Source organism: Streptomyces sp. NPDC042201 (genome assembly GCF_055582185.1).
In genome coordinates, this window is sequence record NZ_JBVJDS010000010.1 from 209,548 (window position 1) to 224,655 (window position 15,108).

The following is a 15,108-nucleotide window of genomic DNA, read 5'->3' on the forward strand; positions in this document are numbered from 1 at the left end:
TCGACAGGAGGATCCGGCCATGCCACCCGACAGTTTCACCGACGAAGGACCAGCGCTCGGCGAGGACGACGCCGAGGATCTGTTGCGCGGTATCTGCTTCAAGACGGGACCACCGCGCACCGTGGGCGTAGAACTGGAATGGCTCGTCCACGATCTCCACTCCCCCGAACGATCCGTCCCGGCCCGCCGTCTCGAAGAGGCATTCGACGGCCTGCGGACGTTGCACCTGCAATCGGCACTCACCTTCGAACCCGGCGGCCAGCTGGAGCTCAGCTCGCCGCCCGCCGCGTCCCTGATGGAGTGCATCACCTCCACCGCCGCGGATCTGGACGCCGTACGCCCGGCACTGCGTACGTCAGGACTCGCGCTCGCGGGTCTCGGACAGGACCCCTGGCACTCACCGCACCGGATGCTGCGTGAGCCGCGCTACGACGCGATGGAGACCTACCTCGACCGGATCGGTCCTGCGGGCCGCGCCATGATGCGGAGCACGGCCTCCATCCAGGTCTGTCTGGACGCGGGCCACGAGGAGCCGGGGCCGCTCGGCTACGGCAGGCGCTGGCAGCTCGCCCATCTGCTGGGCGCGGTGCTGGTCGCCGCGTTCGCCAACTCCCCGATGCGGGAGAACAGGCTGACCGGCTGGCGCTCCACCCGGCAGGCGCTCTGGACCCAGCTGGACCCGGCACGTACCACCGCGCCGCCGGTGCGGCGCGAGCCGCGTGGCGCCTGGGCGGCGCACGCGCTGGACACACCGGTGATGTGTATCCGGGCGGCCGAGGGGCCCTGGGCCGTGCCCGAGAGGCTGACCTTCCGGGACTGGATACGGTCCGGGCTGCCGCGTCCGCCGGTCCGCGCCGATCTCGACTACCACCTCACCACGCTCTTTCCGCCCGTCCGGCCGCGCGGCCATCTGGAACTGCGGATGATCGACGCCCAGCCGGGCGAGGACGGCTGGATGGTGCCGCTCGCCGTCACCACCGCGCTGTTCGACGATCCGGAGGCCTCGGAGACGGCCTACCGCACCGTCAAATCACTCGCCGAGACGGCGGGCTCGCGGCCCGCTCCGCGCAATCTCCTCTGGCTCAACGCCGCGCGGCACGGCCTGGCCGACCCCGAGCTGCACACCGTCGCGGCGGCCTGCTTCGCCGTCGCCCTGGAGGCGCTTCCGCGCATCGGCGCCACCCCGGCCGTACAGGAAGCCGTCGCTGCCTTCAACGAGCGCTATGTCCTGCCGGGCCGCTGCCCCGCCGACGATCTGGGCACGCCTGTGAACGGGAAGGATCTCCGCACATGAACAACCCCGCAGAGACCGTTGACATACCCGCCGAACAGCTTCGGCGCCGGGCTGTCGTCGCCCTGACGGCCGCCCGGGACCGCACCGCCCTGCTGACCTCCTGTGTCGACGACCGGGATCTGACCGCGCAGCACTCGCCGCTGATGTCCCCGCTGGTCTGGGATCTGGCGCACATCGGCAACCAGGAAGAACAGTGGCTGCTGCGGACCGTCGCGGGCCGCGACGCCCTCCGCCCCGAGATCGACTCGGTCTACGACGCGTTCGAGCATCCCCGGTCGGCGCGGCCCACGCTGCCGCTTCTGCCGCCCGCCGAGGCACGGGCCTACGCCTCCGACGTACGGGGCCGAGTCCTCGATGTGATCGAGCGCAGCCCGCTGCACGGCGGTCCGCTGCTGGACGCGGGCTTCGCCTTCGGCATGATCGCCCAGCATGAGCAGCAGCACGACGAGACGATGCTCATCACCCATCAGCTGCGCCGGGGGCCCGCCGCGCTGACCGCGCCCCCGCCGCCCGCCGGGGACACCACGGGTCTGCCCGCCGAAGTGCTCGTGCCGGCGGGGCCCTTCACGATGGGCACCTCTACCGAGCCCTGGGCGCTGGACAACGAACGCCCGGCCCACCAGCGGCTCGTCCCCGCGTTCTTCATCGACACCGTGCCGGTGACCAACGGCGCCTACCAGCACTTCATCGAGGACGGCGGCTACACGGACGAACGGTGGTGGGCCCCGGAAGGATGGGCGCAGATCCGCGAGCACGGGATCGGCGCGCCGCTGTTCTGGCGGCGCGAGGGCGGGCAGTGGCTGCGCCGCCGCTTCGGGGCGGTGGAACCGGTCCCGGCCGACGAACCGGTCCTCCATGTGAGCTGGTACGAGGCCGACGCGTACGCCCGCTGGGCGGGGCGGCGGCTGCCCGGCGAGGAGGAGTGGGAGAAGGCCGCCCGGCACGATCCCGTCTCCGGGCGGTCGCTGCGCCATCCGTGGGGTGACGACGAGCCGACCCCGGCGCGGGCCAATCTCGGCCAGCGCCATCTTCAGCCGGCCCCCGCGGGAAGCTATGCGCAGGGCGCGTCGCCGCTCGGCGTAAGGCAGTTGCTCGGGGACGTCTGGGAGTGGACGTCGAGCGACTTCCTGCCCTACCCGGGCTTCGTGGCCTTCCCGTACCGGGAGTACTCGGAGGTGTTCTTCGGCAGCGCCCACAAGGTGCTGCGGGGCGGCTCGTTCGCGGTGGACGCGGTGGCCTGCCGCGGCACGTTCCGCAACTGGGACCTGCCGGTCCGCCGCCAGATCTTCGCCGGCTTCCGTACCGCCAGGGATGCCTGATGTGCCGTCATATCGCGTACCTGGGGACGCCGATGGCGCTCGGCGAGATGCTCGTCGCGCCTCCTCACGCGCTGTACCGGCAGTCCTGGGAGCCTCGCCGCCAGCGGTACGGGACGGTCAACGCCGATGGTTTTGGGGTGGGTTGGTACGCGCAAGGTGATCCGCTGCCCGCGCGCTACCGGCGCCAGGGACCGATCTGGGCCGATCCCGGGTTCACGGATCTGGGCCGGGTGATCCGGACCGGCGCGCTGCTCGCGGCGGTACGGGACGCGACCGAGCCGGGCGCCGACGGGGAGGCGGCCGCCGCGCCGTTCGCCGCCGGGCGCTGGCTGTTCAGCCACAACGGCGCGGTCGGCGGCTGGCCGGGGAGCCTCGCGGCCCTGGCCGCGTCGCTCCCCGCCGAGGAGCTGCTCTCGCTGGCGGCCCGCAACGACTCCGCGCTGGTGTGGGCGCTGCTGCTGCACCGGCTGCGGGCCGGGGACGAGCTCGGGCAGGCGCTGGCCGACACCGTCCTCGATGTCGCGAAGGACGCCCCCGCGTCCCGGCTCAATCTGCTGGTCACGGACGGCGAGCGGATCGCGGCGACCGCCTGGGGCGACACCCTCTGGTACCTCGCAGAGCCCGGCCGCCGTGCGGTGGTGGCCTCGGAGCCGTACGACGACGATCCGCGCTGGCGCGAGGTCCCGGACCGCACCCTGCTGGTGGCGACCCGCGCCGACGTTCTGCTCTCCCCCCTCAAGGAGCCACCCTCGTGAGCAAGGAGCCACCCTCGTGAGCCCGTTCCTGCTGACCCGCACCCTGCCCGAGGACGCCACGGACGCCGCGCTGCGCACCGATGTGCTCCAGGGGCTGACCCGTACGCCCAAGATGCTGCCGCCCAAGTGGTTCTACGACGCCCGGGGCAGCGAGCTGTTCGAGGAGATCACCAGGCTGCCCGAGTACTATCCGACCCGCGCGGAGCGGGAGATCCTGATCGCCCGCGCGCCGGAGATCGCGGCGGCGACCGGGGCGCGCACCCTGATCGAGCTGGGGTCCGGCTCGTCCGAGAAGACCCGCCATCTGATCGACGCGCTGACCGGGCTGCACAGCTATGTGCCGGTCGATGTGAGCGAGAGCGCGCTGACCGGGGCGGCCGAGTCGCTGCTCGCCGGGCATCCGGGACTACATGTGCACGCGCTGATCGCCGACTTCACCGGCGGGCTCGCACTGCCCGGCACCCCGGGCCCGCGGCTGGTCGCGTTCCTCGGCGGCACGATCGGCAATCTGCTGCCCGCCGAACGGGCTGCGTTCCTGGCCTCGGTCCGGGCGCTGCTGGCGCCCGGAGACACGCTGCTGCTCGGTACGGACCTGGTCAAGGACGAATCCGTGCTGGTCAGGGCCTACGACGATACGGCCGGGGTGACGGCCGCGTTCAACAAGAACGTCCTCGTGGTCATCGACCGGGAGCTCGGCGCGGACTTCGACCCCGCCGATTTCGGCCATGTGGCGCTCTGGGATCCGGAGCACGAGTGGATCGAGATGCGGCTGCGGGCCCGGCGGGCCCTCACCGTGAAGATCCCCGAACTGGATCTGGTGGTGCACTTCGAGGCCGGTGAGGAGGTACGTACGGAGGTGTCTGCGAAGTTCCGTCAGGACGGCGTCCGGGCCGAGCTGGCGGAGGCCGGGATGGAGCTGACGCACTGGTGGACCGATGAGGCGGGGCGGTTCGCGCTGTCGCTCGCCACGGCGGTCTGAGCGACGGCGGTCCCGGTGAAGGCGGTGCGAGTGGTGGCGCTCCCAGTGACGGCGGTGCGAGTGGTGGCGACCTCGGTGACGGCGCTCTGAGCGACGGCGCTCTCCGGGAGTCCGAGAGCGGCCCGCGCGGCCCGCGCCAGCGCGCGGCGGTCGGTGTGGGTTCCGGCGGGGATCAGCGGCAGGACCGTGATCTCCGCCGTGAGCCCGCCCGCCGCCACGACCCGCCACAGGGAGGCCGGCATCGTGTCGTCCCCGACGAACGACGGGGCGCCGGAGAACCGTCCGTCCGCCGCCCGATAGGTGATCCGTACGGGCCGGACGGCGGCGCCCGCGTCCAGCGCGGCCTGGAAGACGGCCGGGGTGAACCGGCCCTGGTCGCGCCCGCACCAGGTGCAGCCCTCGGGGAAGACGACGACCCGCGAGCCCGCGGTGAGCGCCGCGGAGAGGGTCCGTACGGTGCCGGGCAGCGCCCGCAGCCGCTCGCGCTCCACGAAGAGCGTGCCGCCCCGGGCAGCGAGCGCTCCCAGGACCGGCCAGCGCCGTATCTCGCTCTTGGCCAGCATCCGCCCGGGGAGCACGGCGGCGACCAGGGGTATGTCCAGCCAGGAGATGTGGTTGGCGACGACCAGCACCCCGGTGCCGCGCCGCAGCTCCGGCCGGCCCACGACGCGCACCCGCAGCCCGAAGGCCCGGAGCACCGTGTGTGCCCAGCGCCGGGTCAGCCGGTCCCGTACCGCCGCGCCCAGCGGAGCGACGAGCGGCGTCAGCAGGGCCCCGGCCAGGACGAGGGCGGTCCCCGCCAGCAGCCTGCCGACCGCGGCCGGCAGGCCGGCCGTGGGGCCGCGATGGCCGGAGCAGTCCTGCGGGGTGCAGGGCGCGGTGGGCAGCCAGGCGCTCATGCGGCGGGCGCGAGGGAGAGGAAGTGTCGCAGATAGCGGGGGTTGGTACGGCGCATCGACAGCAGGACGTACAGGTCGGCGACGCCGAAGTCCGGGTCGTGCGCGGGCGCTCCGCACACCCAGGCGCCGAGCCGCAGATAGCCGCGCAGCAGCGGCGGCAGCTCGGAGGGGGCCGCGGCGGCGGTGCCTGCCGGGGTCCAGAGCCGGTGCGGGGTCACCCAGTACTCCTCGGGCGCGAGATGCTTGTCCTTCACGGTGTTCCAGGTCGAGGATGCCAGGGCGCCGCCGTCGGCGAGCGGGATCGAGCAGCAGCCCGCCAGCCAGTTGTACCCGCTGACGGTCATATAGCGGGCGAGCCCGGCCCAGATCAGGGCGATGACGCCGCCGGTGCGGTGCTGGGGGTGGACGCAGGAGCGGCCCACCTCGACCAGGTCGTGCCGGATCGGGCCGAGCCGGGAGAGGTCGAATTCGCTGTCGGAGTAGATGCGTCCGGCGGCGCGGGCGCGCTCGGGCGGCAGCAGGCGGTACGTCCCGACGACCTCGCCGGTGTTCTCCTCGCGCACCAGCAGATGGTCGCAGTACGCGTCGAAGGCGTCGATGTCCAGGCCGGGCTCGGGGCCGTCGAGCCGGGCGCCCAGTTCGCCGGCGAACACCAGGTGGCGCAGCCGCTGCGCGGCCCGTATGTCCTGCTGGTCACGGGCGAGGGAGACCACATAGCGGGGCTCGGCGGCCGCGGTGGTGACAGCGGTGGTGACGACGGTGGGGCCGGGGAGGGATACGGAGAGCGGGGAAGCGGGGACGACGGTGGACATGACTGTCTCCAGTGCCGGTGGGAAAAGCAGGCGGCCGGGGCCCACCGCTCGCGCGGCGACCCGGCACCTTGTTTCTTCCGTGACCGACTGGATTTGACATGACCGCATGGCGGAGTGCGGATGTGAGGCTGCTGAATGGCGGGGAGTCCCGCGGGCGGCGCGGCGTCTCAACCGGAGATCAGTTCGGCGGTGATGAGCTCGGAGGCCGCCTTCGCGGCCGCCTCCGGATCCTGGCCCTGGAGCACGGCCGTCATATAGGGCTTGATCGGGTTGTCGGCCTCGACGCTCGCCCACTGCGGGGAGTTGGGGGTGGCCCGGCCCTGCGCCGCGCCCTCGGCCATCGCGGCCGTGCTCGCGTCGCCGCGGATGACACCGGCGAGCGACGCCTTGTTCGGCACATAGCTCATGGTCCTGGCGAGATCCGTCTGCCATTTCTCGCTCGCCAGCGCCTTGACGACGTCGACGGCGGCCGAATGGTGGCTGGAGTTCTTCGGCACGATCAGGTCGGAGCCGCCGGTGAAGACGGCTCCCGGCTTGGCCGCTGTCTTGCCCGGGATGGGGAAGAAACCGAGCTTGCCCTTCAGTTCGGGGTTCTTCTCCTCGATGATCCGGGCCGAGCTGGGGGTGGCGATGATCTGCGCGACATCGCCCTTGGCGAAGATGTCGGCCTGGGGCGGCTTGGCCTCGTCGGAGTTCTTCGGGCCGTTGCCCAGCGACTGGAGGTCCTTGTAGAAGTCCATGCCCCGCAGCGCGGCGGGCGAGTCGATGGCGCCCTGCCAGTCGCCGCCGGCTTCGACGGCCAGCTCGCCGTCCTCGTCCCAGATGAATCCGGCGAGGGTGTACCAGTCCTGTCCCGCGAGGTAAATGCCCTGGTTTCCGCCTTGGTTCAGTTTGGCGGTGTCGTCGAGCCACTGCTCACGGGTCTTGGGCGGCTTCTCGACGCCGGCGAGCGCGAACAGATCCTTGTTGTAGATCACGATGCGGTTGGCCGCGTACCAGGGGATGCCGAACTGCGCGCCGTTGATGGTGCCCGGCTGGGCGAGGCCCGGCAGCCAGTCCTCGCTGCCCAGGTCGCGTACCGACTCCAGGGTGAGATCGCGCAGATTGCGGCTCTCCGCGTACTGGGCGACCTGGGTGTTGCCGACCTCGATGACATCGGGCGCGTCCTCGCTGTCCAGGGCGCCCAGCACCTTCTGACCGATCCCGGTCCACTCCTGGATCTTGATGTCCAGCTCGATGGAGGAGTGCTCCGCCTCGTAGTCGCTCACGAAGCGGTCGAGGAAGTCGGCCGAGACGCTGTCCTTCATCAGCCACACGGTGACCGTGGTGGAGTTGACCCCTCCGCCCGGCAGCATGCCGCAGCCGCCGAGCGCGACGGAGGACACCAGGGCTACGGAGCAGGCGAGACAGCGGTTCTTCACGTAGGTCAACCTTCTGGACGTGATGGCACGAAGAGAGAGCCCGACGTGGGGGTTGCGAAAACATTCGCACGGGTGTGTGGGATTTTGGTATGGACCAAAGGGCCGGTCAAGCCCGGGCGCACAGGGAATGCCCGGACACACGGGAAATGGGGGGGGCTCGCCGCCCGTTCACCGCCCGTTCTCCGTACGACGACCACACGATTTGACCTCAAGGTTGCTTGAGGTTCTACGGTCCTCCCATGAGTATGGAGTCCACAGCCTGGACGCAGTTGCACAACGTCATGAACGCCCGCCCCGAGCGCCGGCCGTTCGCCCGCGCCACCCTCCGCGGAATCGCCGGTTTCGCCCGGCCGCACCGCCGCCGCATCATCCAGTTCGTCCTGCTCGGTGTCCTCACCGCGCTGCTCGCGGTGGCGACCCCCGTCCTCGCGGGCCGTGTCGTCGACGCGATCGTGTCCGGCGGCGATCAGCGGCTCGTGGTCCGGCTCGCCCTGCTCATCGCAGTCATCGCCCTCGCCGAAGCCGGTCTGGGCCTCCTCGGCCGCCGGCTCTCCGCCACTCTCGGTGAGGGTCTGATCCTGGACCTGCGGATCGCGGTCTTCGACCATGTCCAGCGCATGCCCGTCGCCTTCTTCACCCGTACCCGTACCGGCGCTCTGGTCAGCCGGCTCAACAACGACGTGATCGGCGCCCAGCGCGCCTTCAGCAACACGCTCTCCGGTGTCGTCAGCAATGTGGTGACCCTGCTGCTGACCCTCGCCGTGATGCTCACACTCTCCTGGCGGATCACGCTCCTCGCGCTCGTCCTGCTGCCCGTGTTCGTGGTGCCCGCCCGCCGGATGGGCACCCGCATGGCGAGGCTTCAGCGGGAGGCGGCCGACCTCAACGCCTCGATGGGCAACCGGATGACCGAGCGGTTCTCGGCGCCGGGCGCCACCCTGATCAAGCTGTTCGGGCGGCCCGACGACGAGTCCGCCGAGTTCGCGGCGCGGGCCCGCAGAGTAAGGGACATCGGGGTCCGTACGGCCATGGCGCAGTCCACGTTCATCACCGCCCTGACCCTCGTCTCCGCCCTGGCCCTGGCGCTCGTCTACGGTCTCGGCGGCTCCTACGCCCTGCGCGGCAGCCTCGACCCCGGCGCCGTGGTCGCGCTCTCCCTGCTTCTCGTCCGCCTGTACGCGCCGCTGACCGCGCTCGCCGGCGCACGCGTCGAGGTGATGAGCGCCCTCGTCAGCTTCGAGCGGGTCTTCGAAGTCCTCGGCCTCCAGCCCCTCGTCGCGGAGCGGCCCGACGCGCGGCAGGTTCCCGACGGGCCGGTCTCCGTCGAGTTCGACGCCGTACGCTTCGGCTACCCCTCCGCCGACAAGGTCTCCCTCGCCTCACTGGAAGAGGTCGCCTCGCTCGACACCCGCGGCGGCGCCGAGGTGCTGCACGGCATCTCGTTCCGCGCCGAGCCCGGCCGGACCGTCGCCCTCGTGGGCTCGTCAGGCGCGGGCAAGTCGACCATCGCGCAACTCCTCCCGCGCCTCTACGACACCGACGAGGGCGCCGTCCGTATCGGCGGTGTCGACGTACGCGACCTGTCGGCCGAGTCCCTCCGGGCCACGCTCGGCATGGTCACCCAGGACGGTCATCTCTTCCACGAGTCCGTGCGCGCGAACCTGCTGCTCGCGCGGCCCGGAGCCACCGACGACGAGCTGTGGGACGTCCTGCGCCGGGCCCGCCTCGACGCTCTCGTCCGGTCACTGCCCGACGGGCTCGACACCGTCGTCGGCGAGCGCGGCTACCGGCTCTCCGGCGGCGAACGCCAGCGCATGACCATCGCCCGGCTGCTGCTCGCCCGTCAGCGTGTCGTCATCCTCGACGAGGCGACCGCGCATCTCGACAACACCTCCGAGGCGGCGGTCCAGGCGGCGCTCGCCGAAGCCCTGGAAGGCCGTACCGCCGTCGTGATCGCGCACCGGCTCTCCACCGTACGGGCCGCCGATCTGATCCTCGTGGTCGAGGACGGCCGGATCGTGGAACGGGGCACGCACGACGTGCTGCTCGCCGCGCGGGGGCGGTACGCGGAGCTGTACCGCACGCAGTTCGAGGACGGGGCGGCGGAGGGGAGCGTCGCGCACGACCGGGATCTCGGGGAGCCGGCGCCGCGTGACCTCCCGCTCCGTGCGGACCTCGGCGCGGAGGACACCGCGGACGTCGCGCCCGCGGCCGGATAGGCCGGACAGGCCGGACAGGTACGGGCGTCCGGCGGGCGGCGGCGCGGGCCCCCGCCCGCCGGACGTCTCGCGGACCGGCGTCCGGTGGGGCACGGTGGAGTGACACGCGCGACACCCGCGACGCCTGAAGAGGAGAGCCACCCCATGTCCCACCACACCTACCGGGTCACCGAGATCGTCGGCACCTCCCACGAGGGCATCGACGACGCCATCCGCAACGCCGTCGGCCGTGCCTCCCAGACGCTCCGCGGTCTGGACTGGTTCGAGGTGACAGAGGTCCGCGGCCATATCGTCGACGGCGACATCGAGCACTACCAGGTCGGGCTGAAGGTCGGCTTCCGCCTGGAAGACGGGGTGTGAGCGGCCCGTCAGGTCCGGCCCTCGCGCTCCTGCGCGTCCTTCAGCGCCTCTGACGTGCCGGCCCAGTCCGCCCGTACGACCCTGAATCCCGCCCGCTCGGCCGCCGCGCACACCAGTTCGTCGTCGTCCACGAGCATCCGGATCTGCCGCTTCCCGGCCAGTCGGCGCAGGACCTCCAGTTTGGTCGTACGGGCGGGGCGCCGGTCGTCGTTACGGCGCATCCAGACCCGGCCGGCGGGCAGGCCGTGCGCGGTCAGCCAGGCCAGGGTGTCGACGCGGCAGCGCTCCGGGCGGCCGGTGAGATACACGACCTCGCACTCCCGCGCGGCCTCGGCCGCCAGCCGTACGCCCTTGGCCAGCGGAGTGTCCTGGCCGGCCGCGCCGAAGAAGCCGTTCCAGTCCCGGGGCTTCCGCTCCAGGAAGTGCTGGCGGTGGCCGGTCTCCGCGAGCGTTCCGTCCAGGTCGAATACGGCCAGCGGCCTGCTGATCTCTGTCACAACGGCCACCCTAGGGGGACACCCCCTGGGACCGGTGCGGGAATCCTGGCGTGGCCAGGGGGTTGAACGTGATGTGAGCATCGCAGCGACGACCCCGTTCTCCGTACTGGACCGCTCCCGCACCCGCGAGGGGCACGACGCTCCGCAGGCGCTGCGCGACACCGTGCGCTTCGCCGAGCGGATCGAAGCGCTCGGCTATCACCGCTTCTGGGTCTCCGAGCACCACAGCGTGCCGGGCGTGGCCGGCTCCGCGCCGGCCGTGCTCGCGGCCGCCGTCGCCGCCGCGACCTCGACTCTCCGCGTCGGCACCGGCGGGGTCATGCTGCCCAACCATCAGCCCCTGGTCGTCGCCGAGCAGTTCGGGGTGCTGGAGTCGCTCTTCCCGGGCCGTATCGACATGGGTCTCGGCCGCTCGGTGGGGTTCACCGACGGGATACGCAGGGCGCTCGGCCGGGACAAGCAGGACGCCGACGACTTCCCCGGGCAGCTCGCCGAGCTCCTCGGCTACTTCACCGGTACGCAGACCGCGCATCCCCAGGTCCATGCCCTTCCGGCCGAGGGGCTGCGGGTGCCCGCCTTCGTCCTGGCCACCGGGAAGGGCGCGCGGGTCGCGGCCGAGGCCGGGCTGCCGCTGGTCATCGCGGCCATACGGGGCGAGGAGGCGATGCTCCGGGCCATCGAGGGGTACCGCAGGGACTTCCGCCCCTCCGGCTGGGGCGAGCGGCCGTATGTGGTTGTGTCCGGGACGGTCGCGGTCGCCGCCACCACCGAGGAGGCCCGCAGGCTGCTGCTCCCGGAGGCCTGGTCCACGGCGTACTCACGCACGCACGGCGCGTTCCCGCCGCTCAGGTCCGTCGAGGCGATCCTCGCCACCGCCATGACCGCGCGGGAGCGCGCGCTCTTCGAGGACGCGCTGCGCGGGCAGCTGTACGGCACCGAGGACGAGGTGGCGGCCGGTCTGGAGAAGCTGCTGGCACGCAGCGGGGCCGACGAGTACCTGGTCACGACGAGTACGTACGACCGCGCCGCGCTGCTGGACTCGTACCGACGGCTGGCCACGCTCACCGGGCTCACCGGACGCCAGCCGGACAGGACCTAACGCGCGACCTTGCGGGTCGCCCGCAGCCACTCCTTGTTCATCGCCGCGATCGACGGCAGCGGGATGCCCTTCGGGCAGGCGGTGGCGCACTCGCCCGCGAGCGTGCAGCCGCCGAAGCCCTCCTCGTCCATCGTCGCGACCATGTCGAGGACCCGGGTCTCGCGCTCGGGCGCGCCCTGCGGCAGCACATTGAGGTGGTTGACCTTGGCCGAGGTGAACAGCATCGCCGAGCCGTTGGGGCAGGCCGCGACGCAGGCGCCGCAGCCGATGCACTCGGCGTTCTCGAAGGCGTGGTCGGCGTCGGGCTTGGGGACCAGGGTGGCGTGTGCCTCGGGCGCCGCGCCGGTGGGGGCGGTGATGTAGCCGCCGGCCCCGATGATCCGGTCGAAGGCGGAACGGTCCACCACCAGGTCCTTGACCACCGGGAAGGCGCCGGCCCGCCAGGGCTCGACGTCAATGGTGTCGCCGTCCTCGAAGTGCCGCATGTGGAGCTGGCAGGTGGTGGTGCGCTCGGGGCCGTGGGCGTCGCCGTTGATGACCACCCCGCAGGCGCCGCAGATGCCTTCGCGGCAGTCGTGGTCGAAGGCCACCGGCTCGTCGCCCTTGAGGATCAGCTCCTCATTGAGGGCGTCGAGCATCTCCAGGAACGACATGTCCTCGGAGATGTCGTCGATGCCGTAGGTGACCATGGCGCCGGGGGCGTCGGCGTCCGGCTGGCGCCAGACGCGCAGGGTGAGCCTCATGCGTAGCTCCGCTGGGTGGGGTGGACGTACTCGAAGACGAGGTCTTCCTTGTGCAGGACGGGCGCGGCGCCGGTGTCGGTGAACTCCCAGGCGGCCGCGTACGAGAACTCCCCGTCGCGGCGGGCCGCTTCACCGCCCTCGGTCTGCGACTCCTCGCGGAAGTGACCGCCGCAGGACTCGGCGCGGTGCAGGGCGTCGAGGCACATCAGCTCGGCGAGTTCCAGATAGTCGACGATGCGATTGGCCTTCTCCAGCGACTGGTTGAGCTGCTCGCCAGTGCCCGGCACCTTGATCCGGCGCCAGAACTCCTCGCGGATCTGCGGGATCCGGTCGAGCGCCTTGCGCAGGCCCTCCTCGGTGCGGGCCATCCCGCAGTGGTCCCAGAGGAGTTCGCCGATCTCCTTGTGGAAGGAGTCGGGCGTGCGGTCGCCGCCGACGGCGAGCAGCAGCCGCAGCCGGTCCTCGGTGTCGGCGACGGCTTCCGCGACCTCCGGGTGGGAGTCGTCGATCTCGTCGTGGTGCGGGTGGCGCGCGAGGTAGTCGTTGATGGTGGACGGCAGGACGAAGTAGCCGTCGGCCAGGCCCTGCATCAGCGCGGAGGCGCCGAGGCGGTTGGCGCCGTGGTCGGAGAAGTTGGCCTCGCCGATCGCGAACAGGCCGGGAATGGTGGTCTGGAGGTCGTAGTCGACCCAGAGTCCGCCCATCGTGTAGTGGATCGCCGGGTAGATGCGCATCGGCACCTCGTACGGGTTCTCGGCGGTGATCCGCTCGTACATCTCGAAGAGGTTGCCGTACTTCTCCTCGACCGCCTTGCGTCCCAGCCGGCCGATGGCGTCGGCGAAGTCGAGATAGACGCCCTGTCCGCCGGGGCCCACCCCGCGCCCTTCGTCACAGACGTTCTTCGCGGCCCGCGAGGCGATGTCGCGTGGCACGAGATTGCCGAAGGAGGGGTAGATCCGCTCCAGGTAGTAGTCGCGCTCGGCCTCGGGGATCTCGGCCGGCGGCCGCTGGTCGCCGCGCGCCGCGGGCACCCAGATGCGGCCGTCGTTGCGCAGCGACTCGCTCATCAGCGTCAGCTTGGACTGGTGCTCGCCGGAGCGCGGGATGCAGGTGGGGTGGATCTGGGTGAAGCACGGGTTGGCGAAGTAGGCGCCGCGCCGGTGCGCCCGCCAGGCGGCGGTGGCGTTGCTGTTCTTCGCGTTGGTCGACAGGTAGAAGACATTGCCGTAGCCGCCGGACGCGAGGACCACCGCGTCGGCGAAGTACGTGGACACCCTGCCGGTGATCAGATCGCGGGCGACGATGCCGCGGGCTCGCCCGTCAACCACGATCAGGTCGAGCATCTCGGTACGCGGATGCATCTCGACGGCGCCCGCCGCGATCTGCCGTGACAGCGCCTGGTAGGCGCCGAGCAGCAGCTGCTGGCCCGTCTGGCCGCGCGCGTAGAAGGTACGGGAGACCTGGACGCCGCCGAAGGAGCGGGTGTCGAGGAGTCCGCCGTACTCCCGGGCGAAGGGCACGCCCTGGGCGACGCACTGGTCGATGATCTCGACCGAGACCTCGGCGAGGCGGTGGACATTGGACTCCCTGGCCCGGAAGTCGCCGCCCTTGACGGTGTCGTAGAAGAGCCGCTGCACGGAGTCGCCGTCGTTGCGGTAGTTCTTGGCGGCGTTGATCCCGCCCTGGGCGGCGATGGAGTGGGCGCGGCGCGGGGAGTCCTGGTAGCAGAACTGGACGACGTGGTAGCCCTGTTCGGCGAGGGTGGCGCCCGCGGCGCCGCCCGCCAGGCCGGTACCGACGACGATCACGGTGTGCTTGCGGCGGTTGGCGGGGTTGACGAGCCCGGCCTCGAAGCGGCGCCGGTTCCAGCGCTCGGCGACGGGTCCGTCCGGGGCCTTGGTGTCGGCGACCGGCTCACCCGTGGTGTATTCGGCGTAGTCGTGCATGTCAGTTCACCACTCCGGTCATGACGGCGACGGGTACGGCGATGAAGCCGGCGGTCAGCACCAGGGCCAGCAGACTGGCCGTGGTCTTGAGGACGCGGTCGCGGGCGGCGCTGCCTGCCCCGAGCGTCTGGGCGGCGCTCCAGAAGCCGTGCTGGATGTGCAGTCCGAGGGCCAGCATCGCGACGATGTAGATGACGTTGCCGTACCAGGTGGAGAAGGTGTCCACGACGTTCTGGTACGGACGGCCGGACTGGAAGCCGCCGGGGTGCAGGGTGCCGGTCGTCAGGTCGAGGATGTGCCAGACGATGAACAGGGCGAGGATGATCCCGCCCCAGCGCATGGTGCGGGTGGCGTAACTGGCGCGCGGCCGTTTGTGGACGTACTTGCTCGGGCGGGCGGCGATGTCGCGGCGGCTCAGCTGGTAGGCGCAGACACCGTGCAGGACGACCGCGGCGACGAGGACCACCCGCACGATCCAGAGCGCCCACTCGTAGTGCAGGACTGGTTCGCCCAGGGTGCGCAGCCAGTGCGCGTAGCCGTTGAAGGAGTCGAGCCCGAAGAAGATCTTGAGATTCCCGTACATGTGCGCGACGAGATACCCGAGCATGATCAGGCCGCTCACGGCCATGACCGTTTTCTTCCCGATGGTCGATCCCCAGAGGGTGCGGATCATGGACGGCCGTCCGTCCGTCCGCGTTGCCAGAGCCATGTGTACGAAGCTAGATCGCCATGGGCCAGAGGTCCAAGACATGGTCCAGCTCATGT

At 71.4% G+C, this 15,108-nt stretch carries 14 protein-coding genes; 7 read left to right on the top strand and 7 right to left on the bottom strand.

Features of this window, described 5'->3' with window-relative positions; translation table 11 throughout:
* The first annotated feature begins 19 nt into the window (after positions 1–19).
* The 4 genes from egtA to egtD are packed head-to-tail and all read left to right on the top strand — an operon-like array spanning position 20 to position 4,347.
* Positions 20–1,294, top strand: a complete 1,275-nt coding sequence (gene egtA, locus ACZ6MZ_RS24540) for an ergothioneine biosynthesis glutamate--cysteine ligase EgtA (RefSeq protein ID WP_469354299.1) — start codon at positions 20–22, stop codon at positions 1,292–1,294.
* Positions 1,291–2,613 carry an ergothioneine biosynthesis protein EgtB gene (gene egtB / locus ACZ6MZ_RS24545; RefSeq protein WP_469354301.1) on the top strand — a complete coding sequence of 441 codons (1,323 nt, stop codon included), beginning with the start codon at positions 1,291–1,293 and terminating at the stop codon, positions 2,611–2,613. The genes egtA and egtB overlap by 4 nt, the downstream gene beginning before the upstream one ends.
* On the top strand, positions 2,613–3,368 hold the full coding sequence (gene egtC / locus ACZ6MZ_RS24550) for an ergothioneine biosynthesis protein EgtC (RefSeq protein ID WP_469354303.1): 756 nt from the start codon (positions 2,613–2,615) through the stop codon (positions 3,366–3,368). The genes egtB and egtC overlap by 1 nt, the downstream gene beginning before the upstream one ends.
* 16 nt (positions 3,369–3,384) lie before the next feature.
* Positions 3,385–4,347, top strand: coding sequence for an L-histidine N(alpha)-methyltransferase (egtD, locus tag ACZ6MZ_RS24555; RefSeq protein WP_469354305.1), 963 nt, complete (start codon positions 3,385–3,387; stop codon positions 4,345–4,347).
* Here egtD and ACZ6MZ_RS24560 read toward each other — a convergent pair.
* From ACZ6MZ_RS24560 to ACZ6MZ_RS24570, 3 genes are all read right to left on the bottom strand, one after another.
* A complete protein-coding gene (locus ACZ6MZ_RS24560; RefSeq protein ID WP_469354307.1) occupies positions 4,242–5,246 on the bottom strand; it encodes a lysophospholipid acyltransferase family protein in 1,005 nt (334 codons plus the stop codon). The genes egtD and ACZ6MZ_RS24560 overlap by 106 nt on opposite strands.
* Complete coding sequence (locus tag ACZ6MZ_RS24565) at positions 5,243–6,058, bottom strand: GNAT family N-acetyltransferase (RefSeq protein ID WP_389672396.1); 816 nt, start codon at positions 6,056–6,058, stop codon at positions 5,243–5,245. The genes ACZ6MZ_RS24560 and ACZ6MZ_RS24565 overlap by 4 nt, the downstream gene beginning before the upstream one ends.
* A 167-nt stretch (positions 6,059–6,225) precedes the next feature.
* The gene (locus tag ACZ6MZ_RS24570) at positions 6,226–7,479 is read right to left on the bottom strand and encodes an extracellular solute-binding protein (RefSeq protein WP_384187525.1); all 1,254 of its coding nucleotides are present in this window, start codon (positions 7,477–7,479) and stop codon (positions 6,226–6,228) included.
* Between the two features lie 239 nt (positions 7,480–7,718).
* On the opposite strand from ACZ6MZ_RS24570, the gene ACZ6MZ_RS24575 reads away from it, so the two are divergent.
* Together ACZ6MZ_RS24575 and ACZ6MZ_RS24580 are read left to right on the top strand one after the other, a co-directional pair.
* Positions 7,719–9,698: an ABC transporter ATP-binding protein gene (locus ACZ6MZ_RS24575; RefSeq protein ID WP_469354310.1), complete on the top strand. Its 1,980-nt coding sequence runs from the start codon at positions 7,719–7,721 to the stop codon at positions 9,696–9,698.
* Between the two features lie 144 nt (positions 9,699–9,842).
* Entirely contained in the window at positions 9,843–10,058 is a 216-nt protein-coding gene (locus ACZ6MZ_RS24580) for a dodecin (RefSeq protein ID WP_384187522.1), read from the top strand.
* A gap of 8 nt (positions 10,059–10,066) precedes the next feature.
* On the opposite strand, the gene ACZ6MZ_RS24585 is transcribed toward ACZ6MZ_RS24580, so the two are convergent.
* On the bottom strand, positions 10,067–10,555 hold the full coding sequence (locus tag ACZ6MZ_RS24585) for a phosphatase domain-containing protein (RefSeq protein ID WP_469354312.1): 489 nt from the start codon (positions 10,553–10,555) through the stop codon (positions 10,067–10,069).
* A gap of 79 nt (positions 10,556–10,634) precedes the next feature.
* On the opposite strand from ACZ6MZ_RS24585, the gene ACZ6MZ_RS24590 reads away from it, so the two are divergent.
* Positions 10,635–11,654 (top strand): LLM class flavin-dependent oxidoreductase, encoded by a 1,020-nt coding sequence (locus ACZ6MZ_RS24590; protein WP_469354408.1) that lies wholly within the window; start codon positions 10,635–10,637, stop codon positions 11,652–11,654.
* On the opposite strand, the gene ACZ6MZ_RS24595 is transcribed toward ACZ6MZ_RS24590, so the two are convergent.
* The 3 genes from ACZ6MZ_RS24595 to ACZ6MZ_RS24605 are packed head-to-tail and all read right to left on the bottom strand — an operon-like array spanning position 11,651 to position 15,052.
* Positions 11,651–12,397 carry a succinate dehydrogenase/fumarate reductase iron-sulfur subunit gene (locus tag ACZ6MZ_RS24595; RefSeq protein WP_384187513.1) on the bottom strand — a complete coding sequence of 249 codons (747 nt, stop codon included), beginning with the start codon at positions 12,395–12,397 and terminating at the stop codon, positions 11,651–11,653. The two genes, ACZ6MZ_RS24590 and ACZ6MZ_RS24595, sit on opposite strands and share 4 nt — an antisense overlap.
* Entirely contained in the window at positions 12,394–14,343 is a 1,950-nt protein-coding gene (locus ACZ6MZ_RS24600) for a fumarate reductase/succinate dehydrogenase flavoprotein subunit (protein ID WP_469354315.1), read from the bottom strand. Before ACZ6MZ_RS24600 ends, ACZ6MZ_RS24595 begins: the two co-directional genes overlap by 4 nt.
* A gap of 1 nt (position 14,344) precedes the next feature.
* Positions 14,345–15,052 (bottom strand): succinate dehydrogenase, encoded by a 708-nt coding sequence (locus tag ACZ6MZ_RS24605; RefSeq protein ID WP_389791785.1) that lies wholly within the window; start codon positions 15,050–15,052, stop codon positions 14,345–14,347.
* Positions 15,053–15,108: the final 56 nt, after the last annotated feature.

Bases quoted from the DNA above. Each gene is read 5' to 3' on its own strand.
- egtA (WP_469354299.1), top strand. From the start codon at position 20: ATGCCACCCGACAGTTTCACCGACGAAGGACCAGCGCTCGGCGAGGAC.
- egtB (WP_469354301.1), top strand. From the start codon at position 1,291: ATGAACAACCCCGCAGAGACCGTTGACATACCCGCCGAACAGCTTCGG.
- egtC (WP_469354303.1), top strand. From the start codon at position 2,613: ATGTGCCGTCATATCGCGTACCTGGGGACGCCGATGGCGCTCGGCGAG.
- ACZ6MZ_RS24560 (WP_469354307.1), bottom strand. From the start codon at position 5,246: ATGAGCGCCTGGCTGCCCACCGCGCCCTGCACCCCGCAGGACTGCTCC.
- ACZ6MZ_RS24565 (WP_389672396.1), bottom strand. From the start codon at position 6,058: ATGTCCACCGTCGTCCCCGCTTCCCCGCTCTCCGTATCCCTCCCCGGC.
- ACZ6MZ_RS24575 (WP_469354310.1), top strand. From the start codon at position 7,719: ATGAGTATGGAGTCCACAGCCTGGACGCAGTTGCACAACGTCATGAAC.
- ACZ6MZ_RS24580 (WP_384187522.1), top strand. From the start codon at position 9,843: ATGTCCCACCACACCTACCGGGTCACCGAGATCGTCGGCACCTCCCAC.
- ACZ6MZ_RS24595 (WP_384187513.1), bottom strand. From the start codon at position 12,397: ATGAGGCTCACCCTGCGCGTCTGGCGCCAGCCGGACGCCGACGCCCCC.
- ACZ6MZ_RS24600 (WP_469354315.1), bottom strand. From the start codon at position 14,343: ATGCACGACTACGCCGAATACACCACGGGTGAGCCGGTCGCCGACACC.
- ACZ6MZ_RS24605 (WP_389791785.1), bottom strand. From the start codon at position 15,052: ATGGCTCTGGCAACGCGGACGGACGGACGGCCGTCCATGATCCGCACC.